The following is a 24,730-nucleotide window of genomic DNA, read 5'->3' as shown; positions in this document are numbered from 1 at the left end:
GTCCCGTGACGGGCCACGGGGGCGGCAGGGCGCCCAAAATTTCGACCAGGCGGACCGCAACCTTGGATTTGCCTTCTTGAACAGGACCTGAGCGGAGGCTATTTTGTCCGCCATCCCTGAGTAATGAAAGGATTACCACCATCGCTCGCAGACCTCATAACGCGCCTCCCACGCGCGACACCGGCCCCCGTGTCAACGGACGCATCCGGGCGCCCGAGATCCGTCTGATCGGCCCCGAGGGCGAGAATGTCGGCGTGGTCGCCCCGGCCCGGGGCATGGAGCTGGCCGAACAGGCTGGTCTGGATCTCGTCGAGATTTCGCCGAACGCGACGCCGCCGGTCTGCAAGATCATGGACTTCGGCAAGTTCAAGTACGAACAGCAGAAGCGCGAGAGCGAGGCCAAGAAGAAGCAGAAGACCATCGACGTCAAAGAGGTCAAGTTCCGGCCCAACACTGACACCCACGACTACGATGTGAAGATGCGCAACGTGGTCAAGTTCCTCGAACAGGGGGACAAGGTGAAGGTGACGCTGCGCTTCCGCGGTCGCGAGATGGCGCACCAGAACCTCGGGCGCGAATTGCTCGAGCGGGTGGCCAGCGACGTGAAGGAACTGGGCAAGGTCGAAAACATGCCCAAGATGGAAGGCCGCCAGATGGTCATGATGATCGGGCCGACGATCAAGTAAACGATGGAGCGCGCGCCGACCTCTTCCCACGCGGCGCGCTATTCCCCCGACAACTCCGACAGTCATGCCGACGGCCGCCTTGTGGCGGACGTTGTCGCGCGCAACGGGCCGCCGGTGATCGCGGCCCTCGCGCCATGGCTGAACGGCGCGCGGGGCGCGGCGCTCGAGATCGGGTCCGGCACGGGGCAGCACGCGGCGAACTTCGCGCTCGCCTTCCCCGGGCTGTCCTGGCACGCCTCGGACCCCGATCCGGCGCACCGCCGGTCGGCGGATGCGTGGCGCGTGGCGCTCCGGCTGCCGCCCTGCCCGGCGCGCGACGTTGACGCGTCCGACTCCGGCTGGCCGGACAGCGTGGGCGACCTCGCGCCGCTCTCGTGCCTATTGGCGATGAACGTGACCCATATCGCGCCCCCGGCGGTGACAGAGGGGATCGTCGCGGGCGCGGGGCGTGTTCTTGCGCCCGGCGGACTGCTGGCCCTTTACGGCCCCTTCTCGGAGCCCGGCCGGCCCTTGGGCGACGGCAACAGGACCTTCGACGCGCGGCTCAGGGCCGACAATCCGGACTGGGGCTTGCGCGACCTCGCCTGGATCGAGGAGCTGGCCTCGACCGCCGGCTTGGCGCGGGCGGCGATCGTGACGATGCCCGCCGACAACAGGCTGATCCTCTTTCGGCGCTGAGCCGGACTGCGCGGCCCCGCCCCTTGTAACGCGGCGCCAAGCGCCTAGAACGGACATCTTGCAACCGGGAGGCTACCATGTCGGCATCGATGCTCGCTACCTTCGCCAAGCCGATGCACCCCGAAGGACGCCGCTTCGTCGCGATCTTCGCCGCCGTCACGCTGGTGCTATTCCTGATCTCGGACCTGCTCGGCTGGATCGGCGTGCTGCTGACGGTCTGGTGCTATTACTTCTTCCGCGACCCCGAGCGGGTGCCGCCGGACCGTCCCGACCTGGTGCTGAGCCCCGCCGACGGGATTGTCTCGCAGGTCGGGCCCGCCGTGCCGCCGGCGGAGCTGGGACTGCCCGACATGCCATTGACGCGGATCAGCGTGTTCATGAGTGTCTTCAACTGCCACATCAACCGCGCGCCGGTGGCGGGCAGTGTGTCCAAGGTGGCCTATCGTCCGGGCAAGTTCTTCAACGCGTCGCTGGACAAGGCGAGCGACGACAACGAACGCAACAGCGTCACGCTCACGCTGCCCGACGGGCGCTCGCTGGCCGTGGTGCAGATCGCGGGGCTCGTGGCGCGACGCATCCTGTGCTTCACCGCCGAGGGTGACACGCTGGAGGCCGGCGAGCGGTTCGGGCTGATCCGGTTCGGATCGCGGCTCGACGTGTACCTGCCCGAGGGTGTCGTCCCGCTGGTGCGGGAGGGACAGACGATGGTGGCCGGCGAAACCATGCTGGCCAATCTGGCCGCCGAACCCGCCCACGCGGTAGGCTGAGCCATGATCGAACGTCCCGAGCCCAAGAAGCTGCGCAAGGAATTCGCGCTGTTCCATCTGGTGCCGAACATGCTGACCGTCGCGGCGATCTGCGCGGGGCTGACGGCGATCCGGCTTGGGGTGCACGGGGCCTATCTCGAGGCGGTGCTGCTGATCCTGGCGGCGGCGGTGCTCGACGGGCTGGACGGGCGGCTCGCGCGGCTGATGGGCTCGGACAGCCGGATGGGGGCCGAGCTCGATTCGCTCGCCGATTTCCTGAACTTCGGGATCGCGACACCGCTGCTGCTGTACTTCTGGGCGCTGCAGGATGCCGGCGGCGCGGGGTGGCTGTCGGTCCTGATCTTCGCCGTCTGCGCCGTCATGCGGCTGGCGCGATTCAACGTGGCCGGCAAGTCGGACATCCCCGCGGACGAGGACAGCAAGAAGTATTTCGTCGGCGTGCCTTCCCCCGCCGGGGCGCTGATGTCGATGATGCCGATGTATGTCTCGTTCGCCTTCACCGACGCGCCGCTGCTGCCCGACGCTCTGATCGGGGCCTGGATGATCGCGATGGGGCTGTTGATGATCAGCCGCGTGCCCACATGGTCGTTCAAGGCCACGCGGATCTCGCGCGAGAACGTCAAGTTCTTCCTCGTCGGCTTCGCCGCCCTCTGCGCGGCACTTCTGACATTCGCCTGGGTTGCCCTGACGGCGCTTTGCCTCATCTATGCAGGAGCGGTCACCTGGACCCTTGTCGACGACAGACTGAAGAAGAAACGGGGACACTGAGACAGTGGACATCGACGCCGTACGCACATCATACGCCCGCTGGGCCCGGATTTATGACCGTTCCTTCGGCGCGGTGACCCAGAGCGGCCGCCGCCGCGCGGTCGAGATCATCAACAGCCACAAAGGCAGCGTGCTGGAGCTTGGCGTGGGCACAGGGCTGGCGCTGGAGAACTATGCGCCGCACCTGTCGGTGACCGGCGTCGACTACAGCGACGAGATGCTGGAAAAGGCGCGCGAGAAGGTGGCGCAGCAGAAGCTCGACAACGTCGTGTCGCTCCGCCAGATGGACGCGCGCTATCTCGACTTTCCGGACGACCAGTTCGACACGGTGGCGGCGATGCACGTCCTGTCGGTGGTGCCCGAGCCCGAGCGCGTGATGTCCGAGATCGCACGGGTTTGCCGGCCTGGCGGCAAGGTCGTCATCACCAACCACTTCATGAGCACCGGCGGCGTCATGGGCGCAATCGAGCGCATGACCGCACCGTTGACGAACGTGCTGGGCTGGCATCCCGATTTCAGCATCGAGACGGTGCTGCAGGAGCCCGAATTGCATGTCGAGGAACAGCGTAGCATCCCGCCGCTGGGAATGATGACGCTCATGGTGATGACGAAGGCCCGGCCCAGCTGAGCCGGGCGCCGCCCGCTGCAAGGAGCGGGCGGCGCGGCCGGATCACTGTGCGGCGGCCACGGCGCGGCGTGTCATCACGCCGACGAGGTGGGCGCGGTACTCGGCCGTGCCGTGCAGGTCCGAGATCATGCCGTCCGCCGGCACGCTCAGCCCCTTGACCGCATCCGCCGAAAAGTCCGAGCCGAGCGCCCGCTCGGCCTCGGTCCAACGGAAGACACCGCTCTCCGACGCGCCGGTCACGCCGACGCCCACGCGGTCGGAGAACCGCGCGACGAACACGCCGACCAGCGGAAAGCGCGAGGCCGGCTGCTCGAACTTCATGTAGGCCGAGGCCTCGGGGATCGGCATCTTCACCTCGGTGATGATCTCGCCCTCTTCCAGCGCGGTCTCGAACAGCCCCTTGAAGTAGTCGTCGGCCGCGATCTCGCGCCGGTCGGTCACGATGGTCGCACCGGTGGCCATCGCGGCGGCGGGGTAGCAGGCCGAGGGGTCGTTGTTGGCCAGCGAACCGCCGATCGTGCCGCGGTTGCGCACCGCCGGGTCGCCGATCTTCGAGGCAAGGCCGGTGAGACCGGGAAAGCCCTCGGACATCGCCTTTTCGGCGATCACCCGGTGCACGGTACCGCCGCCGATACACAGCCGGTTCTGGTCGTCCTTGCAGACGCCCTTGATCTCGTCGATGCCGGCCAGGCTCACCAGCTTGGAGGGCATGGCAAGCCGCTGTTTCAGCGTCGGAATCAGGGTCTGGCCGCCGCCGAGGGGCTGGGCCTCTTCGGTTTGCAGGGCCTTGACCGCATCCGCCACGCTCTTGGGCCGCTCGAAGTCGAAATTGTACATCTCGTCTCTCTCCTCGCATGAGGGGCGCCGCCCCTCTGCTTCGCATTTCGATCGTGCTCCCGGCCGCCGCCCCGCGGCCGCCGGGAGCGGAACTCAGACCTCGCCGCCGACCGAGCGGCCCTCGGCCGTGCCGTGGCCCGCGGCCGCCGCCCCGGTCATGGCGGCCCAGACCCGCGACGGGGTCAGCGGCATGTCGATATGGTCGATCTTGCAGCCGCCCGAATGCAGCGCGTCGATGACGGCGTTCACGACCGACGGGGGCGAGCCGATCGCGCCGGCCTCGCCGCAGCCCTTCACACCCAGCGGATTGTGGGTGCAGGGCGTCTGGCAGGAGTGATCCACCGTGAACATCGGCAGGTCGGCCGCCCGGGGCATGGCGTAGTCCATGTAGGACGCGCTAAGAAGCTGGCCCTCGCTGTCATAGGAACAGTTCTCGAGCAGTGCCTGGCCGACGCCCTGGGCGATCCCGCCATGGACCTGCCCCGAGACGATCATCGGGTTGATGACATTACCGAAATCATCCGCCGCGGCGAAACGCTCGATCGTGACCTGTCCCGTCTCGGGATCGACCTCGACCTCGCAGGCATAGGCGCCCGAGGGATAGGTGAAGTTCGCCGGGTCGTAGAACGCCGTCTCCTCGAGGCCCGGCTCGATATCCTCGAGCGGGTAGTTGTGCGGCACGTAGGCGGCCAGCGTGACATCGCCCCAGGCCACGGACTTGTCGGTGCCGGCGACGCTGAACTTGCCCTCCTTCAGCTCGATGTCGCTGTCGGAGGCTTCGAGCAGGTGCGCCGCGATTTTCTTGGCCTTGTTCACGACCTTCTCGGCCGCGCGGACCATCGCAGAGCCGCCCACGGCGATCGAGCGCGAGCCGTAGGTGCCCATGCCCATCGGCGTGTTCGCGGTGTCGCCGTGCACGATCTCGACCATGCTCTCGTCGATGCCGATCATCTCGGCGATGACCTGCGGGAACGAGGTCTCGTGCCCCTGCCCGTGGCTGTGGCTGCCGGTCATCACGGTGATGCCGCCGGTCGCGTTCACGCGGACCGTCGCGCTTTCGTAGAGACCGGCCCGGGCGCCGAGCTGACCCACCAGGTTCGAGGGCGCGATGCCGCACGCCTCGATATAGCAGTTCACGCCGAGACCGCGCCACTTGCCCTTGGCCTCGCTCTCTTTCCGGCGGGCGTCGAAGCCCGAGAGGTCGGCAATCTCGGACAGCTTGTCCATCGTGGCGGGATAGTCGCCGGTGTCGTATTCCACCGCGACCGGCGTGGCATAGGGGAACTCGGTGATGAAGTTCTTCCGCCGCAGCTCGATCGGATCGACGCCCAGCTCACGCGCGGCCTTGTCGATCACCCGCTCCAGCTGGAACGTCGCTTCGGGCCGGCCGGCGCCACGATAGGCGTCCACCGGCACGGTATTGGTGAACACGGCCTTCACGTTCACGTAGATCAGCGGTGTGCGATAGTTCCCCGCCATCAGCGTGCCGTGCAGCCATGTCGGAACGGACGGCGCAAAGGTCGACAGGTAGGCGCCCATGTTCGCATAGGTCTCGGTCCGGACCGCGGTGAAGTTGTGATCGGCGTCCAGCGCCAGCTCGATCTTGGTGACGTGGTCGCGGCCGTGGGCGTCCGACATGAACGCCTCGGACCGGGACGCGGTCCATTTCACCGGGCGGCGGCAGGCCTTGGCGGCGAAGGTGCAGAACGCCTCTTCGGCATAATGGAAGATCTTGGTGCCGAAGCCCCCGCCCACATCCGGCGCGACAACGCGCAGCTTGTGCTCGGGGATGCCCAGCACGAAGGCCCCCATCAGCAGGCGGATGACATGCGGGTTCTGAGACGTGGTGTAGAGCGTGTAGTTATCGGTGCCCTTCTCCCACACGCCGACGGCGACACGTGGCTCCATCGGGTTGGCGACGAGACGGTTGTTCACCAGTTCCAGCGTCGTGACATGGGCGGCGTCCTTGATCGCCTTGTCGACGGCGTCGCGGTTGTCCTCGACGAAGCCCCAATCGTAGCAGAGGTTGTTCTCGAGATCGTCGTGCACCTTCGTCGCGCCGTCGGCCACCGCGGCCTTCATGTCGACCACGGCGGGCAGATCCTCGATGTCGACCATGATCGCCTCGGCGGCGTCGCGAGCCTGCGCCGGGGTGTCGGCCACGACGGCGGCGATCGGATCACCCACGTGACGCACCTTGCCCTGCGCCAGGACAGGATGCGCGGGCTCCTGCATGGGTTTGCCGTCGCGTCCCGTCACCTGCCAGCCGCAGGGAATCGAGCCGACCCCCTCGAAATCCTTGCCGGTAAAGACACGCACGACCCCCGGCATCGCCCCGGCCTCGGCCGTGTCGATGCTGGTGATGCGTCCGTGCGCCACGTCCGAGCGCAGGAAATGGACGTAGGCTTGGCCGTGCACGTTGATGTCGTCGGTGTAGTTGCCGTCGCCGGTGAGGAAACGCACGTCCTCGCGCCGCTTGGGGCTGGCGCCGATGCCGGTATCCTTGGGCATGATCTCACTCCTCCCTGAGGATCGCCCGCCGGGGACCGCCCGGTCCGCGTCCTCGTACAATGTTCAGGTCCGGCGGCCCGCCTCCCCAACGGGCCGCCGGTGGCGGATCACTCGGCGGCGATCCGGCTTACATCCTGTCCCGAAGCGGCCATGATCGCCTTGACGATGTTGTGATAGCCGGTGCAGCGGCAGATGTTGCCCTGCAGGTACTCGCGGATCTCCTGCTCGGACGGGCTGGGATTGTCCTTCAAGAGCGCGGCGGCGGACATCACCATGCCGGGCGTGCAGAAGCCGCATTGCAGGCCGTGGTAATCCTGGAACGCCTGCTGGATCGTGTTGAGCGACCCGTCGGGATTCGACACGCCCTCGATCGTCGTGACCTCGGCGCCCTCGGCCTCGGCGGCGAACATCGTGCACGCCTTGACCGCCTCGCCGTCGACATGGACGAGGCATGCGCCGCACTGGGACGTGTCGCAGCCGACATGGGTGCCGGTCAGGCTCAGCCCGTTGCGCAGGAACTCCACAAGTAGCGTCCGCCCCTCGATCTCGCCCGTGACCGGCTTTCCGTTCACGTTCATCGTTACCGATGCCATTTTTCTCTCCCTAAAGTCGATCTTGCTATGTGGGCGGGCGCCTCAGTTCTTGACGAGCCGCTTGAACCATCCCTTCTTGCCGCCCGTCTCCTCGGCCTCGGGCGCCTCGTCGGGGTCGGCGGGGCCTTCGACGGCCTCCTGAAAGCGGGTGAAGAACTGGTCGGCCATCTTCTTGGCGAATCCATCGATCACGCGGCTGCCCAGCTGGGCGAGTTTGCCGCCGACCTTGGCCTCGACGTCGTAGTCCAGCCGCGTGCCTCCGTCCGTCTCTGTCAGGGTCACGTCGGCGCCGCCCTTGGCGAATCCGGCCGCGCCGCCCTTGCCCTCGCCGGTGATCGTCAGGCTCGTCGGTTCGACCATGTCGGAGATCGTGACGGTGCCCTTGAACGTGGCCTTCACGGGGCCGACCTTCTGCACGACTGTCGCCGCGTAACCCTCTTCGACGCTGCCCTCGAGTTCCGTGCAGCCGGGGATGCAGGCCTTCAGCACCTCGGGGTCCAGAATCGCCGCCCAGACGACGGGCCTTTCGGCTGCGACCTCGCGACTGTCCTTGAGTTCCATCGCGTCACTCCTTGCTGGGCGGGTTGCCTGGCGCGGGCGGCCTCTCGGGCCCGGCGCCACGGCCGTCCGGCCGGGCACCGGACCCTCGAAGTCTCCTCCCGATGGCGGCAGAATTGCAGGGAGGCGCGCGTTTTCCAACAATTATTTCTGGCAGCCGCCGCGCTCAGCCCTTTCGGCCCGCGCGCTCGCGCGGGTGGGGCCGTGCGGGGCTTTCCTTCAAGAGCCCGCCGACCCCCATGTCGGCGATCTCGGCGTCCCCGACGGGCAGGCCGCAGACGAGGCGTTCAAGCACCCAGTCCGCGCCGTTCAGCGCCGGCGCCCGCGCGCAGCCGGGCAGCCCGATGACCGGCCGCCCCGCCAGATCGCCGACGAACAACAGGTTGCCGGGATCGACCGGCATCCCGAAACGGATCACGCGCCCGCCGGCCCGCTGCAGGGCCATGGGCCCCACGTCGGCCGCATCGGAGGTGGCCGAGGCCGTCAGGATCAGCGCCATCTCGCCCGGCAGGTCCCGCAGCGCCTCGGCAATGGCCTCGGTGCGGTGCGGCACCACGCGCGTCTCGGCCAGCGTCATTCCGAGCGCCGACAGGCGCCCCTCCATCGCGGCCTCGCCCTTGCCCGGTCCCTGCCCCAGATCGGTCAGGATCAGCCCGGCATCCCGCATCACCACGGGCCGGACCCGCAGCGCATCGCGCACCGCCTCGGCCGCGCGGTCGACCGCCTCGGCCGCCGCGCCGTACGAGATAACCTTGACCGTCGCCAGCATCGTCCGCTCCTGGGTCGCCGCGTAGGGCGGAAGCGTCGCGAGGGTCAGCATCGGGTCGACGCGGTTCATCGCGTGCACCCGCGCGGCGTCGAGTTCCAGCACGCCCGGCCCGATCGCGTAGACGTTCACCCGCCCCGTCGAGGCCGCGGTCACGCGGACCCGCGCGGCGTCGGCATCGGGGACCAGGGCGGCGGCGATGCGGCGGGCGGCCTCGTCCTCGCCCACGTCCCCCGCCCCAAGCCGGGCGACGACGACCTCGTCGGCCCCCGCCTCGCGCAGCGCGTCGATATCGGCCGCGGACAGCACCCGCCCCTTCTTCAGCCGCCCCTGCGGCGTCGCCAGCGAATGGGCCAGGACCGCACCCTCGGCGCGGTCGAGCGGCACGCTTCCGAACTCCATCAGCCTTGCCTGAGCCGCTGGGTGATCTCGGCCATGATCGAGATCGCGATCTCGGCCGGAGAGCGCGCGCCGATATCGAGGCCGACCGGCGCATGGATCCGTTCAATCTGCGCGTCGCCCAGGCCCGAGTCCTTCAACCGGTCCACGCGCTTGGCATGGGTCCGGGTCGAGCCGAGACAGCCGACATAGAAGGCCTCGGAGTTCAGCACCGAGACGATGGCGGGATCGTCCAGCTTGGGATCGTGGGTCAGCGTCACCACCGCCGTCCGCGCGTCGAGCCCGTGGGCCGCCAGCGCCGCGTCGGGCCATTCCGTGCTGATCGCCTCGCCCGGAAAGCGGCTTTCGCTGGCAAAGGCCTCGCGCGGGTCCACGAGGAACGGATCGTAGCCCGCCAACCGCGCCATCGACAACAGCGGCTGGGCGATGTGGACGGCGCCGACGACAACCATGCGCAAGGGCGGATTGTGGATGCCCACGAAGGTCGACTCGTCCGACTCGAAGCCCGAGCGGTCCATCCGGAACCGGTCGGGGAAATCGTCGGGCCCGACCAACCGGCGGTCCCAGGCGACGGTGTCGACCACGTAGCCCACCGCCTTCCGGTCCGCACGGGCCGCGACGAGACGCTCCAGCAGGTCGGGCGCAAGGGCGTCGCCGACCGGCTCGACCATCACGCGGATGCGCCCGCCGCAGGCGAGCCCGACGGCAAAGGCCTCGTCGTCGCTGACGCCGAAGTCCAGAATGCGCGGTCTGCCGTCGTCGAGCGCTTCCAGCGCCTCGACCACGACTGCGCCCTCGACGCAGCCGCCCGAGACCGAGCCGGCGATCTCGCCCTCCCCGGAAATGGCAAGTTGGCTGCCGACCGGCCGCGGGGCCGAGCCCCAGGTTTCGACCACGGTGGCGAGCGCCGCCCCAGCGCCCTGCCGGTGCCAGTCGAGCGCCGACTCTGGGATCGCGTCGAAGTCACGGTTCGTCATGATGAAAAGGCCCCCGTCACGTGTGACGGGGGCCAATCTGCGCCTGCACGGCGGTGGTGTCCACCCTGCCGCGCACGCCGATCAGTTCGCCGCGGCGGAGCGCAGGAGCGGCGTGACCCGGCGGACCGTCGCGCGGCGGTTGGCGCGCTCTGCCTCTTCGGTCGGCACCTTCAGGAAACGCTCGCCATAGCCCTGCACGACGAGGTTCTCCGGCGGTACGCCAAAGTACTCGGTCAGCGCCAGCGCCACCGATTCGGCCCGGCGGTCGGACAGGGCGAGGTTGTAGACCGCACCGCCCACGGCGTCGGTGTGCCCCTCCACGAGGAAGATCTCGCGCGGGTTCTCGTCGATCGCCTCGCTGATCGCCTGACCGAGGCTCGACAGCTGTTCGGCCTGCTCCGGCGTGATCGCCGCCGATCCGGTGGCGAAGGTGATGTTGTCGAGGTCGAAGGCCGGGGCCAGCGTCCGCAACTGCTCGGTGTCACGCACCTGGGCCAGCGTGTAGGCCTGATTCACGCCCGCCTCGGCCTGCAGGGCCCGGCGCAGCGCCTCGACATCCGAGTTCGGATCATAGTTCTGGACGCGCGACTGCTGCGGCTGCGGCAGTTGCGTGACGTCGATCTGCTCGGCCTGTTGCGAGTCGTCGATCAGGACGACCTCCTGTCCATCGGGAAGGATGCGCACGCGGCGTACGACCCGCAGGTTCGAATCGCGGATCGTGACGATGCGGCTGCCGTCCTGGCGTTCCACGATGGTACGGCTCGAGCCGTCGTTGAAGTTCTCTGTCCGCACCTCGGCACCGGGCTGGCGCAACAGCGCGTTGTCATCCTTCAGCACTTGGTATTCGCCATTCGGCTGCTGGAGCACAACCCGGTCATCGGACCGGCTGACCACTTCGCGGTTGCCGCTGACGAGACTGCCGACCGCCAGCGCCCCAGCACCGACCAGGAGCGCACGCTCGAAGGTGCTTAGGCCCTCGTCCTCGTCATCCTCTTCCGAGCTCGCCTGATCCTGCTCGGTCTGAATCTGGCTGTCGAAATCCTCGTCGCTCGAGCGGGCGGTCTCTTCGGTCACCGTCTCGCTCTCGACCTCGCTTGCCTCGGACTCGGCGTTCAGGGCCGCCGGCGGCGCGCTGGAGTCGGCCTCGCCCGTCTGCTCTCCCTCGGCGACGGCTTCGCTCTCGACCTGGGGGATGTCGTCTTCGACAGTCTCCTGCCCGGCCTGATCGGGGGCGGATTGCTGAGCCTCCGGCGTGGCGTCGGCGCCCTCGGTGCCGTCATCGCCCGCCGCGGCGTCGCTGTCCGCGCCGCCCTGCTCCCCGCTGTCGCTTTCGGCACCGTCCTGAGCGGCCTCGGCCGGCGCATCGGAGGATTGGTTATCCTCCGCGTCCGACGCGGCCGGGTCCTGCGCGGCAGCACCGGTCTGCTCATCCGTCATCGCGCCGTCGCTCTCCGCGGACGTGCCGCCGTTGTCACGCTGCGCGGCGTCCGCAGGCTCGTCCGAGGTCTGATCGACATCCGTGGCGGGCGCCCCCTCGGCGCCACCAACCGGGGCGCTGTCGGCATTCCCTTGGGCATTGCCACCCTGCGCCCCAACGGCGCCACCCGCCTGCCCGGCTGCGCCGCCACCGGCACCCGCGCCGGAGGCGGCGCCGTTCTGGGTCTCAGCGCCGTCTTCGGTCTGCGTCGACGCCTCGGCTTCACTCTCGACGGTGGCTTCTCCGCCGTCCATCTGCGCGGCATCCGCCGGTTCGTCGGACGTCAGGTCGCCTTCGGCCGCCGGCGCGGCGGTCTCGCCCTGAGCCGGATTCCGGGCCGGCTCCTCGGCCATCGCGCCATCGCTCTCGGCTGTGGCTTCGCCGCCTGCGCTCTGCGCGGCATCGGCGGGCGCGTCGGGCGTCTGGTCGCCCCCGTCGGCCGGGGCCGCGCCATCCGTAGCGGTTGCGCTTTCAGCCGCCGTGCCGCCGTCTGCCGGAGCACCGCCATCCGCCGGTGCGTTTCCGTCCGTCGCGGCACCACCACCGTCGGCCGCGGCCGCGGGATCGGACGCCTGTGCCTCGCCGGCCGGGGCGTTGCCGTTCGCAGCGTTAGCGGCCGGCGCTTGCGGCGCCTGCCCTTCGGCCGCGCCCGAAGGATCGGGCGCCTGCGCCTCGCCAACCGGAGCGTTGCCACCCTCGGCGGCATTGTCGGCCGGAGCTTCCTGCGTCGCCTCCGGAGCTTGCTCTTCGGCCGCGCCCGAGGACTCGACCATCGCGCAAGCCGCGGCCACCCCTTCGTCGCACAGCGATTGCAGCATCGCGGGATCCTGCACCTGCTGGCACGCGGCGGCGTCGCCCGCGGCGCAGGCCTGCGCCGGTCCGGCCGCCTCTTGCGCCGGCAAGGTTCCCGGCAGCGAAAGTGACACACTGGCGACGAGCGCCGTGGTGGTTCTCAGGGAGTATCGCATGTCGGGCACCTTTCCTGTCGACTGTGCCCTATAACGCCCAGAAACCGTGCAAGGGTTCCTCTAATTCGGCAGCGACGCCATCAGGCGCGCCTTTTCGCCGACATCGTCCGGGCGCGAGATGGCGGCGGCCAGGGCTTCGAGCGAGGCGATGCTGTGTCCCGCACGAAAGCTGTCGACATGGGGCAGCATCGCGGCGATGCCCGCGGCCTTTGGCGCGAACCCCTCCCACCGCAGCAGCGGATTGAGCCAGATCACCCGCCGGGCGGATAGATGCAGCCGCTCCATCTCTCGCGCCAGACCGCCGTTCGGGTCGCGGTCCAGCCCGTCGGTGATCAGCAGGACGACCGCCCCCTGACCCATGACTCGACGCGACCAGTCGCGGTTGAACGCGTGCAGGCATGAGGCGATGCGCGTGCCGCCCTCCCAGTCCCGCGCCTCGGCCCCGGCGGCGGCGAGGGCGGCGTCGACGTCGCGGGTGCGCAAATGGCGGGTGATGTTGGTCAGCCGCGTGCCGAAGGTGAAGGCATGGACCCGCGCCCAGCCTGCACCCTTCTGGTTCGAGACGGCGTGGAGAAAGTGCAGCACCGCCCGCGAATACTGCGACATGGACCCCGAGATGTCGCAGAGCACGACGAGGTTGGGCCAGCGCTGGCGCCGCCTGCGGCGGGCCAGCGCTTGTACTTCGCCGCCGCGCCGCATCGCCCCGCGCATCGTGCCGCGCCAGTCGGGCATCGTGCCATGGGCATCGGCCCGCGTCCGGCGCGAAGTGAGCGGTTTCACCGGCAGGCTGATCCGCGCCAGAAGCCGTCGGGCCGCCGCCATCTCTTCGGTCGACATCTGCTCGAAGTCGAGCGTGCGCAGCCGCTCCTCGCCAGAGATGGTCCGCGAGGCGTCGATCTCGATCTCGACCTCCTCGCCCTGGTCCTGCGCCTCCGGCACCTCGCGATCGACACCGTCGAGCAACGCTTCCGCCGCTCGTTTCTCGGCCGCGCGGGCCAGCCGCTCTTCCTGCACGCCCCGCACCGCCGGCAGCATGTAGGACATCATCTGCTCAAGATACCGCGGGTCGCGCCAGTAGAGCCGGAACACCTGGTCGAAAACCGCCCGATGCTCGGGTCGCGAGACGAAACAGGCCTGGAGAGTATAGTAGAAGTCGCGCCGGTCGGTGAACCCCGCCGCCTCGACCGCGCGGATCGCGTCGATCACGCGCCCGGTGCCCAAGGGCAGCCCCGCCTTGCGCAAGGCGCGGGCGAACCACGTGATGTTGTGGGCGAGCTTGGGATGCTCGGGCAGCTCCAGTGCGGGAAGTTCGGTCATCAGGCGGTCCGGAGTTCGGCGCGTACCTCGTCGAGAATACGGCCGGCCTCGGAACCCTGGATGCGCTGGATGTCATCCTGGTACTTCAGGATCGCGCCCAGAGTGTCGGCGATGACCTGCGGGCTCAGCTCCATCACGTCCAGCGCCAGCAGGCATTTCGCCCAGTCGATCGTCTCGGCCACGCCGGGCTTCTTGAACAGGTCCTCGGTCCGCAGCCGCTGGACGAAGGCGACGACCTCGCGGCTGAGGGCGTCCGAGGCTTCTGGCGCGCGGGCAGAGAGGATCTCCATCTCACGATCAAAGGTCGGGTAGTCTACCCAGTGATAGAGGCACCGCCGCTTGAGCGCATCGTGTACCTCGCGCGTGCGGTTCGAGGTGAGGATCACGATCGGCGGCTCGGGCGCGCGCACGGTGCCGAGTTCGGGGATCGTCACCTGGAAATCACTCAGCGCCTCCAGCAGGAACGCCTCGAACGGCTCGTCGGTGCGGTCGAGTTCATCGATCAGCAGCACCGGCGCCCCGCCGGGCTGCGGGCGCATCGCCTCGAGCAGCGGCCGCGCGATCAGGTAGTCGTCGGTGAACAACTCGGATTTTAGAGCGTCACGGTCGGCGCCGCCCGCCGCCTCGGCCGTGCGGATCGCGATCATCTGTTCGGCGAAGTTCCATTCATAGACTGCCGATGCGGAATCCAGCCCCTCGTAACATTGCAGCCGGATCAGGCGGCGGCCCATCGCCGCGCTCAGGGCCTTGGCGATCTCGGTCTTGCCGGTGCCCGCCTCGCCTTCCAGGAACAGCGGCCGGCCCAGCTTGAGCGCGAGGAAGACGACCGTCGCCAGGGGGCGTCCGCAGACGTAATCCTCATCCGTCAGCAGGCGCTCCACGGCGTCGATATCTTGGGGTAACTGACTCATGCTGCTCCTCCCGGCACGCGGCTCGGCGCATTGCTGCATCTGCCCGAAGGCGCGTCAAGCGCCCGCGCCGCGCGCCGCCGCGAAGCGTCGGACAAGCCGCAGCGCCGTCTCGGCATCCGGTGGCGTGCTATCGGCTGCAAGCAGCAGCCGGCCATAGAACTGAAGCGTCTCGGGATCGTCCAGCAGCCGTTCGAACGCGGCGCGGGCACGGGACAGGCACGCGGCCTCGGCCTCGGCGACGCCGGGCAGCGCACGCAGGCGTGCCGCCTCGGCCTGCATGGCCGGGCGAAGATGCGCGATCGAGGTGTCCTCGACCGTGTTGAAGTTCCGTTCGACCCAGTAGGTCATGTCGATCGGCTTGGTGTGCCGGTTCGGCAGGCCCCGCGCGCGCTTGAGAAGGAAGTCTTCCGCCGAGCGCAGCGAATAATGGTTGAGCTGGACCAGCCCGGTCGCCAGCGGCGCGCCCCACAGCATGATCCGGTCGCTCGCCGCGGCGAAGCTGTCGGGCAAGGCCTGCCCCGACCCGTCGACCCAGTGCGGGACGCTATCGGGCCGCTGCTTCGGCCGGTGCACGCCCGGCTTCTGGAACGGCCCCCGGCGGCGATAGAGCGTCTTGAAGAAGCGGCTGAGCGGCGGATAGAGCGCATCGTCCGGGATCGCCCTCGTGTACGAGGCGAGCGTCCCGCCCGCGGGCCGCGTGGTGTGGCCCGCGTGGCCGAACAGGCGCCATGGCAGCACGATCGCGTCCGCCTCGACCCGCGCGACCAGGTCGGAGAGACGGCTAAGCGGCGGGCGCAGGTTGATGAACTCGTCGCAGTCGAGCACGGCGATCCAGTCCGCGTCGCGCACTGCAGGGTGTTCGCCGGCCAGCCGCAGTGCCGCCCATTGCGGCGTCCTGGAACGAGGCACCTCCTGCCGCAGATGGGTGACCGCGCCCCCTGCTGCGAGGGCATCCAGCAGGTTGTCACTTCCGTCGTCGCAATCGTTCGAGATCACGAGGATATCGTCGGCCCCGACCGCCCGCGTGTGGGCCACCCATTCCAGAAGATGCGGCCCCTCATTCCGCATCGCCGTGACAACCGCAAAGCGGGTCATGCGGGGGTGGTCTTGGGATACCAGAACGCGCCGAACTGGGCGGCCAGACAGGACATCAACTGCACCCCGTAAAATTCTGACATACGGATTTTTTCCTTCACGACCTGCGGCCACTCCGCCGTGTAGCGGAACGAGTGGTAATGGATGAGAACGGGGGCCGCGTCAGGCTCGAACGCACGGGCCGAGATCGAGAAGTTGTAGCGATCTTCGAGAACGTTGTAGCGCAGCGCGTGGCGCCTGAGCGCGATCGGCAGGGCGATCTGGTCCAGCCACGGCCGCTTGCCACCGACGCGACAGTTGAAGTCGATCTCGCGCGCCGTCTCGTACCACGTCTCGGGAAAGGTCTGCCGCCCGCCCGCGTAGCTGTCCCAGTAGGCGATCATCCCGGCGTTGAAGTAGGGATAGAAGGCGATCCGTTTCCGCCGTGTCAGACGCACGCGCTCCTCCGGCATGTCGAGCCCGAAATGGCCGTAGACGCGCGCCCACCGGTCGCCGTCCTTGCCCCAGTTCGGCGTCCCGTCCGGCACCATCGACACCGCGCCGGAACCCAGCATTTCAGTGAAATCCAGCGGAGCGCAGGCGACCATGTCGGTGTCGAGAAAGACATGGGCGTCCGCATCGCGCGGGGCGCGGCTGGCAAGGATCTTGTTGCCGTGCGGATAAGGCTTCTTCCAGGTGTCAGGCGGCACGTCGAACGTCTCGACCCGGACGCCCGCCCGGTCGAACGCCGCCCGCGTCGCCGCCGTCAGTTCCGGCGCGTCGGAAACCGCCGGCCGGTAGGCGATAAGATCGACCTCACCCACCGCATGACGCCGCAGGGACGACGCAAGCAGCACGGCCTGCGCTTCGAGATGCCGGCCCTCGACGACGAAATAGACGGCGACACCGGGCGCCATCATGCGCCGTCGCCATGGCTCGCGGCCAAAGCCGTGTCCCGACGATAGCCTGCGGCGACCTGGGGATCGAGGCCGAGGCGTTCGGTGAAGCCGAGCCGGTGAAGAACCTCTTCGAACCCGGGCAATTCGCGGTACCGTTCGCTCCAGAGACGGCCGACAAGATAGACCTGCCGGGGCGGCGCGAGGCCGGAGGCCGCCACCGCCGCCTCAAGGGTTTCCGCGTCCAGAACCGGATCGCCCAGCACCAGGACGTCGGGCCGGCTGTCGGCAAGGAACCGGCCCAGGGTGGCGGCGTCCGCAGCGACCGGCGCGCCTTCAAGCCTCACCTGATGAGTGACATCTATGCCATTGGCTTTCCATAATTTTCCGATAAACCGCATCCTCTCGGGATCGCTCTCCTGCACGGTCAGGTCCAGGTCGGGCCGTTCGTTCCGGAGATGGCCGGCGACAAAGCCCGAGGCCGCCCCGATCTCGACATAGCGGGCGCCGCGAGGCAGCAGCTTGGGCAGGTTCCGCGCCAGGTTGCGCTCGAACTTGCCCTCCATGATCTGCGTCAGTGCCGGCGGCGTGAAGATGCCTGGGTCGGCCGGCAACTCGATCGAGTGGTTCATCGCCCGCTCCATCGGCGGCTCGGTCGACATGTCGACGCCCGACAGGACATAGAGGCCCGTCGGACGGACTTCGGTGCGCCCGTCCGCCCGGCGCTCGGCGGCATGACGGGCGCCCGCGCGTCTCTCGATCTCGGACATCCGCGCTGCGATCTTCTCGGGATCACGCTCCTTCGGCGGTTTTGCCGACACCGCCGTGATCGGCACCTGGCTGGCGGCCTTCAGCTCTGCCACGAACGGCTCGTAGGCCGCGCTGTCCTTGAAATCCGCAAGCCGTGCCTCGGCGCTGTCCAGCGCGGCATGGTGCAGGCGGCTCAGCACGGGGTCCGAGAGAAGACCGTCGAAGATGTGCTTTCGGGCGGCCGAATAGCGCAGCATCGAGTCGTCGCGCACCTCGTTGCGGTCCTGCAGGGCCCAGTATCCGCTGTCGTACTTGTTCGCCTTGTTGTTCACGTTGCCCCTGAGACGCCGCAACGCGAAGGCGTCGATCGACTTCACTGCGTAGTGGTTCATCTGGACCCAGTCATAGCCGACGGTCCGCATGATCGACCGCCAGCCGCGGAACTTGAAATACTCTTCCGTTTCCTGCCCCGAGCCGTTCAGCCATTTGATGCCGTGGGGATAGTCCGTGTCCAGGACCTTGTTCTTCATGCTCGGCCGGTGGATGCCGAGCTTCCACCTTTCGGGATCGTGGCGGAACAGCGTCTTGACGCCCCAGCCCTTGTTCCACATCGGCGGCGCGGCGTTCAGGAACTGCTCGGTCACCGGCTGCCGCGACCAGTGCTGCACGCCGCCGGAGCCGAAGATCCGCCACGTCACGACCAGACCGTTCGCCCCCTCGGCGGTCACAGCGTCGAGCAGATCGTCGAGTGTGCCGTCGCCGTAATGGACGCACAGAAATTCGTCGGCATCGAAGACCATCAGCCAGTCGCTCTGCCCCACCAGCGGGTCGGCCTGGGCATGCTTGATCGCCGAAGGCTGCGGTTTCACGCCCTCCGGAATGATGTTGCGGCGGTGGTGCGCCAGCCCCAGTTCCTCGAGCCGGATCAGCATGTCATCGGTGCCGTCGGTGCAGTCGTTCGTGAACACCACGAGATCGGTGAACCCGACGGCGAGGTGGTGCGCGATCCACTCCAGCACGAACGGGCCCTCGTCCTTCATCATCGACACGGCCGTGATGCAACCGTGCCGGCTGACGGGCTTCTGCGGCAGTCGCGGCTTCCGATCGCTCGACGCTCCGTCCATGTTCGTCCTTGCCGCCCGGAACTCTTCGGGAGTTCGCCCCGAATTCTTCACTTTGTCCGACGATAACCGGGCTGGCGCGCGCGGCACAACTCGGTGCGCCCGACCGTTGCGCAACTGGACAGTATGTTGGCGATCCGGCATCTTCCGCGCGAAGAATTCAACATTTCCCGCCCTCTAGCGGCGGACACAAGGGACAGAGATGGCAACACCGGAACGCAGGCCCGTCGCATCGCTCTGGATCGGCGAGCGGCTGCAGTACCTCAATCAGCTCTGTCTGCTGAGCCACGTGCGCCACGGCCACCCCACGACGCTCTATTGCACGCACGGGGTGACGAATGTGCCCGAGGGGGTCCGGGTGCGGCCGGCGACTGACATCATGGACATCGATCTGGACATCGTCGAGCAGACCTCGGCCTCGTTCCTGTCGAACGTATTCCGCTACCGGATGATCCGCCAGACCGACGCGGTCTGGATCGACTGCGACGCGTTCTGCCACCGGCCCTTTCCCGACGACACCGACCACATCTTCGCCGGCCACGGGTTCCGCGGGGCGCTGAACTGCGGCGTCGTCAAGATTCCCCGCGAGGGGGAGCTGATGGACATGCTGCTGGACTATTACGAGAACCTGCCCCCCGCACCGCCGTGGTGGAACAAGAACCAGCACAAGAAGATCGACCGGCTGCACAAGAAGGAACCCGAACTGTCCCACGCCGTGAAGATCTACCGGACCGAGCGGACGGCCTTCGGCCCGCAGGCCTTCACCTGGTTCGCCGGACAAACGGGCGACTACGATCGCGCCATGGGCGCGGATGTCCTCTATCCCGTGCCGTTCCAGCTCAACGACGTGTTCTACGACCCTCACTCGAACGTCGAGGGATGGTTCACCGACGCCACGCTGTCGGTGCATCTCTATACCAACGGCACGAAACCCTGGTGGCGAAAGAACCCGCCGCTCGAGGGCTCGTTCGCCGAGCGGATGTGCCGCGAGGTCGGCGTGGACCCGTCGCAGGCACTGGAGTGAGCGCGTGGCGAAGGCCGGTCTGACCTTCTTCTACATCGTCGAGCCGCCAGATTATCAGATCCTGGCCTGCACGCTGCTCGCCTCGATCCGGACGCATTTCGGAAGGGACGTCGCGGCGGTGGGCTATTGCCCCGAACATCGCTGGGACGATCTGCACCCGGCCGTGTTCAAGGCGCACGCGATGATGGGGGCCGAGATCCGGCCGGTGCGGACCGAGGGGATGTGGGACACGCCCTACCCCCACGGGAACAAGATCATCGCCGCGATGCAGCCGCGGGACAGCGCGTGGTCGGCCTTCGTGGACAGCGACGTCCTGTTCATCCGCGAGAACGCCCCCGCCGCCATCACGAAGCCGGGCCACGTCTCATGCTCGGTCGCGGCATCGATGGTCTGGGCGGACCAGGACCTCTGGCCCCCGATCTATGCCGCACTCGACCTGCCGCTACCCGAAGAGCGGATCGAATACATGCGGCGTCCCGTGGGGCCGGTGCTGCCCTATTTCTCGTCGGGGCTAGTCACGTTCGAAGAGGGCGGCCCGACCCCGTTCCCCGAGGTCTGGTACGATACCGCCCGCCGGGTCGACCGGATCGAGGGGCTCGACAACACCCGTCCCTATCTCGATCAGATGTCCCTGCCTGCCGCGATCCTGCGGTCACAGCGCAGGTGGAACATCCTGCCGGAAGAACAGCACTACATTCTCGGCGGCAGGATCAGGAAGCAGCCGCTGCCGCAGGACAGGGCGATCCACACCCTGCACTACCGCAATCGCGGCGTGCTGAAGGAGGTCGGGCTATACTCCTACGCCAAGTCGATGCTCGCGGCGCAAACGGGCGTGCCCTATGTCCGGCGCCTGGTGCCCGAGGCGTTGCAAACGCAGGAGGCGCAAACGTGACGGACGCGCCCCCCGACAGGACCGAGGCCGAACGCCGGGCCGAGAAGGTGCTCAAGCGTCACGACCGGAACCTGCGCAAGGCGCGGGCCGAGGGCTTTCTCGACGGCGTCGCGGCGATGCTGCGGCCCGGCGACGTGGCGATGGATTGCGGCGCGAACATGGGCGTGGTGACCGCGATCCTCGCGCGGACGGGGGCCGACGTGATGGCGTTCGAACCCGACCCCCATGCCTTCGCGCATCTCGAAACCCGGTTCGCGGATCAGCCGGGCATCTCACTCGACAATGCGGCGGTGGGCCTCCGCGCGGGTACCGCGACCCTGCGGCGGGCGGACAACTTTGCCGACAACCCCGACGGCGCCTCGGTCAAGTCGACGATCCTAGACGGCGGGCGCAGGATGGACGACGGCCACGCGGTCGAGGTTCCGATCCGCAACTTCATCGACATTCTCGAAGCCGAGATCGCCCGCCGCGGCGAGATCGCCTTCGTGAAGATGGATATCGAGGGGGCCGAGCTGGAGATCCTCGAAGAGCTCGAGCGGCGCGACATGTTGCGCGCGATCCGATGCCTCGTCGCCGAGACGCACGAGCGGAAGTTCAAAGAGCTTCGCCCCCGCTACCGCGCTTTGCGCAGCCGCATCGCACAGGCCTATTCGCCCCGCCACATCAACCTGGACTGGATCTGATCGCCCCCAGGGTGAACCCGGCGGGCAAGATTTGGAATACGGCGAAAAAAGGCATATTCTTTACGCATTGAGATAGTAATTCACAGCTACATATGGGCGACCGATTACCGCCCCTCCGAAAGGCGTGACCGCATGAGCGCTCTGGATACATCGATACCGGAAGAGTCCGACGAAGACATGGACGGCGCGCAGGGCGCGGACGTTGATTCCTTCGCCTATGCGCTGGACGCCGATCACTTCATCCGCTTCCAGCGCCGGGGACCGAACCTTCTGGTGTCGTTCGAGCCCACGATGGACGGTGAGACCCCGCTCGAAGCGGTGACGCCGCGGCTCGACCCGCTCGCGCAGGAAATGGAGTGGTCGACGCTGTCGCTGGTGTCGCGCGGGCACACGTGGTTCCGCCGCCCCGAGGTGATCGGGTTCTTCGACGCGCTCGTCGACGGCACCCTGCTGGACCAGTTCGAGAACGTGCTGTTCTACGGCGCCTCGTCGGGCGGCCATGCCGCGCTGTCCTTTGCCATCACGGCGCCAATGGCCCGCGTTCTGGCGCTGGCCCCGCAGGCGGCGCTGGGGCCCGAAGCGCCTTGGGACACGCGCTTCGGCGGCGCGGCGAACGGTGTCGATTTCGCCGCCCGCTACGTACCGAGCGCCGACCATCTCGAAGTGGCGGAAAGCATCCTCCTGCCGTTCGACCCCACCATCCCCGAGGACGGGCGCCATGCCGAGGCACTTGCAAGCGACGTGACGCTCCCCCTGCAGTGCCGGCATCTGGGCCCCGACCTCGACGCGACGCTCGACCAACTCGGCGTGCTCGACGACATCGTTGCCGAAGCGATGGAGGGTACGCTGACGGCGCAGCAATTCTACACGGCGCTACGCGCGCGCCACAATCACGGCCCCTACCTGCGGCGGCTGGTGCGGCGGCTCGATGCCGCGGGCCGCCCGTATCTCGAGGCGATCGTCGTGCGGTTTCTGGCAGAGCAGCAGGGGCGCAAGCGCTATCGCAAGCGACTGGACGAACTGACCGCTCAGCTTGCCGGGCGGGGACTCCACCTGCCCCCCCAACGCGACGGCGCCGGCTAGGCCAGCCCGCCCTCGCGTTCGAGGAAGGCGACGATCTCGTCGACGCCGCGTCCTTCTTTCAGATCCGCCATCACGAACGGCCGGCCCTCGCGCGAGGCTTCGGCATCGGCGCGCAGCAAGTCCGGATCGACGCCCACATGTGGCGCCAGAGCGGTCTTGTTCACCACCAGCAGATCCGAACGGGTCACGCCGGGCCCGCGCTTGCGCGGGATGTCCTGCCCCGCGCAGGTGTCGATCAGGTAGATCGTCAGATCTGCCAGCTCGGGGCTGAACGTCGCCGCCAGATTGTCGCCACCGGATTCGATCAGCACGAGGTCCAGGTCATCGAAGCTCCGGCGCAGGTCCGCGATGGCCGCGAGGTTGATCGACGCGTCCTCGCGGATGGCGGTGTGCGGGCATCCCCCGGTCTCGACTCCGCGGATGCGATCCTCGGACAGCACCTGCATCTGAACGAGGAAATCGGCGTCCTCGCGGGTGTAGATGTCGTTGGTGACCACCGCCATGGAATATCGCGGCGCCATCGCGCGGCACAGCGCGGCGGTCAGAGTGGTCTTGCCGACTCCGACCGGCCCGCCGATCCCGACGCGCAGCGGACCGTGTTCGCTCGCCATTGCCATCTCCTACCTGGCGCCCTCAGCTGCGGAACAGGCGCACGTCCTTCGTTTCGTGATCCATCGCGGCAAGGTCGGACAGGACAGCCGCCCCGCCGACATCCTCGAGCCGGCTGACCGCCGCCTCTTGCGCGACCGCTTCGCAGACGCGCGAAAGGCGCGCGACCACCGCCTGCCCATCCGTCTGCCCCAGCGGGATCAGCCGGACAGACGCGAGCACGAGGTTGCCGGCGAACGCCTGCAGGTACTGGGCGGCGACAAGGCCGGGCGGCAGATCAAGCCGCCGCGCGGCCACGCCCACCGCGACGGGCATCGCCAGTTCTGGCACGGCCTCTCCGCCAAGGGCCGAGACGGTGCGCGCGAACGCCCCGCCCTGCGCCAGCGTTTCGGCCCAGCGCTCGGACCCGGCGGCGCGAGCCTCGGCCTCGGCATGCAGCGCAACGGCATCTGCCCCGGGCGCCATCGCGGCGCAGAGCAGAACGGCATCGACGCGCCCGCTGCCGTGGCGAAGCACGCCGTCGAGCCATGCGAACAGATCATCCGGCCCGCGCACCTCGTTGGCGGCGATGGCGCTTTCCAGACCGTGCGACCAGGCGAACCCGCCCACCGGAAAGGACGGCGACAGCCATTGTGCCAGTGTCAGGAGGTCCGCGTGCCGCATGCCGGTCCTAGCCCTCCAACTTGTCCGCGACATCCTTGGCGTCGCCCATCGCCGCATATTTCAGCTCGCGCGCCAGGCGGATCGAGGGCTTCACCGCGAAGAAGATCGACCCGATGAGGAACAGCCAGGTGCCGGCGGTCTGAAGCGACTTGTAGAAGAAGAACACCGATCCGATCACGAACGCGAACGCCGCGAGAAAGTCGACGATCGTGTAGACGATCTCGGTGATCGCCCAGATGCGTTCGTGGTCGCCGGATTTGTGACGGTTGCCGGGATGGAAAAGGGTCATGCCTGCCAGTGTCAGTCGTGGTAGTTATGGTGATGATCGGCGTCACCATCGCCGGGCCCATGACTGTGCGCAAGGGTGCGCCCGTGCCCGTACGCGCCGCCTTCGGGACGGAAGGGCGCGACCACGTCGCTCACGGTGCCGCCCAGCCCCTCGAGCATGCCGCGCAGGACATGGTCGGCCTTGAGGCGCAGCGCCGTTTCACCGATTTCGCAGGGAGTGTGCCGGTTGCCGACATGCCATGCCAGCCGGGCGAGGTTCGGCCCCGTGACCTCCATCAAGCGTTCGGGCGCGGCCCGGACCGTGACTCGGGTGCCGTCGTCCAGCACGAACGCGTCGCCGTCGTGAAGGTCGGTGACCTCGGCGAGGTCGGCCAGGAAGTCCAGGCCGCTGGCCGCCGTCAGACGCTTGCGGCGCAGGAACCGCGCCTCGTGCGTCAGGTCGATATGATCCGCCGCCGGTGCGGCGTTCCGATCGATGCGGGAGGCGCGCGGGAGACCCGTCATGCGGGCCTCCGCGCCGCATCGGTCAGAGCCACATCACGTCGCGAAAGACGTGGGACACGATGCCCTCGCGGGTCAGACCCATGCGGGCGAGTTCCGCGTCGCTCTTGGCCTGCAGGCGGCGGACCTGCTCGGAGCGGTCGCGGGCCTGCATGTAGTACTCCATGAAACGGGCAACGCCGTCCAGAGCACGAGAGAAGAAGTTGGGCCGGCTGATTGTGCCAGCGCTGTGGTCGAAAGTCGTCTGTGCCATTGGAAACCCCAGAATGTGTCTTCGGTGGTCTCCCCCCTTGGCCATGAAGGTA

The 24,730-nt window shown here is 68.2% G+C and carries 26 protein-coding genes; 9 read left to right on the top strand and 17 right to left on the bottom strand.

The annotated features are described in order from the left end of the window. Positions 1–116 precede the first annotated feature (116 nt). The 5 genes from infC (at position 117) to BMZ25_RS12270 (ending at position 3,527) form a co-directional block, all read left to right on the top strand. Positions 117–686, top strand: a complete 570-nt coding sequence (gene infC / locus BMZ25_RS12290; protein WP_328586859.1) for a translation initiation factor IF-3 — start codon at positions 117–119, stop codon at positions 684–686. A 3-nt stretch (positions 687–689) separates the two neighbouring features. Further along, a complete protein-coding gene (locus BMZ25_RS12285) occupies positions 690–1,364 on the top strand; it encodes a DUF938 domain-containing protein (RefSeq protein WP_092693981.1) in 675 nt (224 codons plus the stop codon). A 77-nt stretch (positions 1,365–1,441) separates the two neighbouring features. After that, positions 1,442–2,131 carry a phosphatidylserine decarboxylase gene (locus BMZ25_RS12280; protein ID WP_092693979.1) on the top strand — a complete coding sequence of 230 codons (690 nt, stop codon included), beginning with the start codon at positions 1,442–1,444 and terminating at the stop codon, positions 2,129–2,131. A 3-nt stretch (positions 2,132–2,134) separates the two neighbouring features. Beyond that, the gene (locus BMZ25_RS12275; RefSeq protein ID WP_177190455.1) at positions 2,135–2,899 is read left to right on the top strand and encodes a CDP-alcohol phosphatidyltransferase family protein; all 765 of its coding nucleotides are present in this window, start codon (positions 2,135–2,137) and stop codon (positions 2,897–2,899) included. 4 nt (positions 2,900–2,903) lie between these two features. Next, positions 2,904–3,527 (top strand): class I SAM-dependent methyltransferase, encoded by a 624-nt coding sequence (locus BMZ25_RS12270; RefSeq protein ID WP_092693977.1) that lies wholly within the window; start codon positions 2,904–2,906, stop codon positions 3,525–3,527. A 42-nt stretch (positions 3,528–3,569) separates the two neighbouring features. On the opposite strand, the gene BMZ25_RS12265 is transcribed toward BMZ25_RS12270, so the two are convergent. The 12 genes from BMZ25_RS12265 to BMZ25_RS12210 form a co-directional block, all read right to left on the bottom strand. Beyond that, the gene (locus BMZ25_RS12265) at positions 3,570–4,364 is read right to left on the bottom strand and encodes an FAD binding domain-containing protein (protein ID WP_092693975.1); all 795 of its coding nucleotides are present in this window, start codon (positions 4,362–4,364) and stop codon (positions 3,570–3,572) included. A 93-nt stretch (positions 4,365–4,457) separates the two neighbouring features. Continuing rightward, positions 4,458–6,875, bottom strand: coding sequence for a xanthine dehydrogenase family protein molybdopterin-binding subunit (locus BMZ25_RS12260; protein WP_092693974.1), 2,418 nt, complete (start codon positions 6,873–6,875; stop codon positions 4,458–4,460). A gap of 107 nt (positions 6,876–6,982) precedes the next feature. Continuing rightward, positions 6,983–7,468: a (2Fe-2S)-binding protein gene (locus BMZ25_RS12255; RefSeq protein WP_092693972.1), complete on the bottom strand. Its 486-nt coding sequence runs from the start codon at positions 7,466–7,468 to the stop codon at positions 6,983–6,985. A 42-nt stretch (positions 7,469–7,510) separates the two neighbouring features. Then, positions 7,511–8,029, bottom strand: a complete 519-nt coding sequence (locus BMZ25_RS12250) for an SRPBCC family protein (protein ID WP_092693970.1) — start codon at positions 8,027–8,029, stop codon at positions 7,511–7,513. A gap of 163 nt (positions 8,030–8,192) precedes the next feature. Beyond that, positions 8,193–9,194 carry a molybdopterin-binding protein gene (locus BMZ25_RS12245; protein ID WP_092693968.1) on the bottom strand — a complete coding sequence of 334 codons (1,002 nt, stop codon included), beginning with the start codon at positions 9,192–9,194 and terminating at the stop codon, positions 8,193–8,195. Further along, positions 9,194–10,168: an XdhC family protein gene (locus tag BMZ25_RS12240; protein WP_092693966.1), complete on the bottom strand. Its 975-nt coding sequence runs from the start codon at positions 10,166–10,168 to the stop codon at positions 9,194–9,196. The genes BMZ25_RS12245 and BMZ25_RS12240 overlap by 1 nt, the downstream gene beginning before the upstream one ends. Positions 10,169–10,249: 81 nt before the next feature. After that, positions 10,250–12,613 (bottom strand): OmpA family protein, encoded by a 2,364-nt coding sequence (locus BMZ25_RS12235; protein ID WP_092693964.1) that lies wholly within the window; start codon positions 12,611–12,613, stop codon positions 10,250–10,252. 60 nt (positions 12,614–12,673) lie between these two features. Further along, positions 12,674–13,930: a vWA domain-containing protein gene (locus BMZ25_RS12230; RefSeq protein ID WP_092693955.1), complete on the bottom strand. Its 1,257-nt coding sequence runs from the start codon at positions 13,928–13,930 to the stop codon at positions 12,674–12,676. Further along, positions 13,930–14,841: an AAA family ATPase gene (locus BMZ25_RS12225; RefSeq protein ID WP_092693953.1), complete on the bottom strand. Its 912-nt coding sequence runs from the start codon at positions 14,839–14,841 to the stop codon at positions 13,930–13,932. Before BMZ25_RS12225 ends, BMZ25_RS12230 begins: the two co-directional genes overlap by 1 nt. Positions 14,842–14,895: 54 nt before the next feature. Continuing rightward, positions 14,896–15,936, bottom strand: a complete 1,041-nt coding sequence (locus tag BMZ25_RS12220; protein ID WP_092693951.1) for a glycosyltransferase family 2 protein — start codon at positions 15,934–15,936, stop codon at positions 14,896–14,898. Then, positions 15,933–16,835, bottom strand: a complete 903-nt coding sequence (locus tag BMZ25_RS12215; protein WP_092693949.1) for a glycosyltransferase family protein — start codon at positions 16,833–16,835, stop codon at positions 15,933–15,935. Before BMZ25_RS12215 ends, BMZ25_RS12220 begins: the two co-directional genes overlap by 4 nt. Then, complete coding sequence (locus tag BMZ25_RS12210) at positions 16,832–18,685, bottom strand: glycosyltransferase family 2 protein (protein WP_235859859.1); 1,854 nt, start codon at positions 18,683–18,685, stop codon at positions 16,832–16,834. Before BMZ25_RS12210 ends, BMZ25_RS12215 begins: the two co-directional genes overlap by 4 nt. Before the next feature lie 199 nt (positions 18,686–18,884). Between BMZ25_RS12210 and BMZ25_RS12205 the strand changes: the two genes are divergently transcribed. From BMZ25_RS12205 to BMZ25_RS12190, 4 genes are all read left to right on the top strand, one after another. Then, positions 18,885–19,706 (top strand): hypothetical protein, encoded by an 822-nt coding sequence (locus BMZ25_RS12205; protein ID WP_092693947.1) that lies wholly within the window; start codon positions 18,885–18,887, stop codon positions 19,704–19,706. Positions 19,707–19,710: 4 nt separating this feature from the next. Continuing rightward, positions 19,711–20,598 (top strand): hypothetical protein, encoded by an 888-nt coding sequence (locus BMZ25_RS12200; protein ID WP_092693945.1) that lies wholly within the window; start codon positions 19,711–19,713, stop codon positions 20,596–20,598. Continuing rightward, positions 20,595–21,281: an FkbM family methyltransferase gene (locus BMZ25_RS12195; protein ID WP_235859858.1), complete on the top strand. Its 687-nt coding sequence runs from the start codon at positions 20,595–20,597 to the stop codon at positions 21,279–21,281. The genes BMZ25_RS12200 and BMZ25_RS12195 overlap by 4 nt, the downstream gene beginning before the upstream one ends. Before the next feature lie 132 nt (positions 21,282–21,413). Then, positions 21,414–22,364: a hypothetical protein gene (locus tag BMZ25_RS12190; protein ID WP_092693943.1), complete on the top strand. Its 951-nt coding sequence runs from the start codon at positions 21,414–21,416 to the stop codon at positions 22,362–22,364. Here BMZ25_RS12190 and ureG read toward each other — a convergent pair. The 5 genes from ureG to BMZ25_RS12165 are packed head-to-tail and all read right to left on the bottom strand — an operon-like array spanning position 22,361 to position 24,678. After that, complete coding sequence (gene ureG, locus BMZ25_RS12185) at positions 22,361–22,975, bottom strand: urease accessory protein UreG (protein WP_092693941.1); 615 nt, start codon at positions 22,973–22,975, stop codon at positions 22,361–22,363. The two genes, BMZ25_RS12190 and ureG, sit on opposite strands and share 4 nt — an antisense overlap. Before the next feature lie 22 nt (positions 22,976–22,997). Then, positions 22,998–23,636: an urease accessory protein UreF gene (locus BMZ25_RS12180; RefSeq protein WP_092693939.1), complete on the bottom strand. Its 639-nt coding sequence runs from the start codon at positions 23,634–23,636 to the stop codon at positions 22,998–23,000. 7 nt (positions 23,637–23,643) lie between these two features. Continuing rightward, complete coding sequence (locus BMZ25_RS12175) at positions 23,644–23,925, bottom strand: YrhK family protein (RefSeq protein WP_092693937.1); 282 nt, start codon at positions 23,923–23,925, stop codon at positions 23,644–23,646. Between the two features lie 11 nt (positions 23,926–23,936). Beyond that, positions 23,937–24,428 carry an urease accessory protein UreE gene (locus tag BMZ25_RS12170; protein ID WP_092693935.1) on the bottom strand — a complete coding sequence of 164 codons (492 nt, stop codon included), beginning with the start codon at positions 24,426–24,428 and terminating at the stop codon, positions 23,937–23,939. Between the two features lie 22 nt (positions 24,429–24,450). Next, positions 24,451–24,678, bottom strand: a complete 228-nt coding sequence (locus BMZ25_RS12165) for a hypothetical protein (protein ID WP_143071528.1) — start codon at positions 24,676–24,678, stop codon at positions 24,451–24,453. Positions 24,679–24,730: the final 52 nt, after the last annotated feature.

This window comes from Tranquillimonas rosea, from assembly GCF_900111315.1.
In the GTDB taxonomy this organism is placed as follows: domain Bacteria; phylum Pseudomonadota; class Alphaproteobacteria; order Rhodobacterales; family Rhodobacteraceae; genus Tranquillimonas; species Tranquillimonas rosea.
The sequence above is the reverse complement of the archived record's forward strand: the minus strand, read 5'-3'. Positions and strand labels throughout refer to the sequence as shown.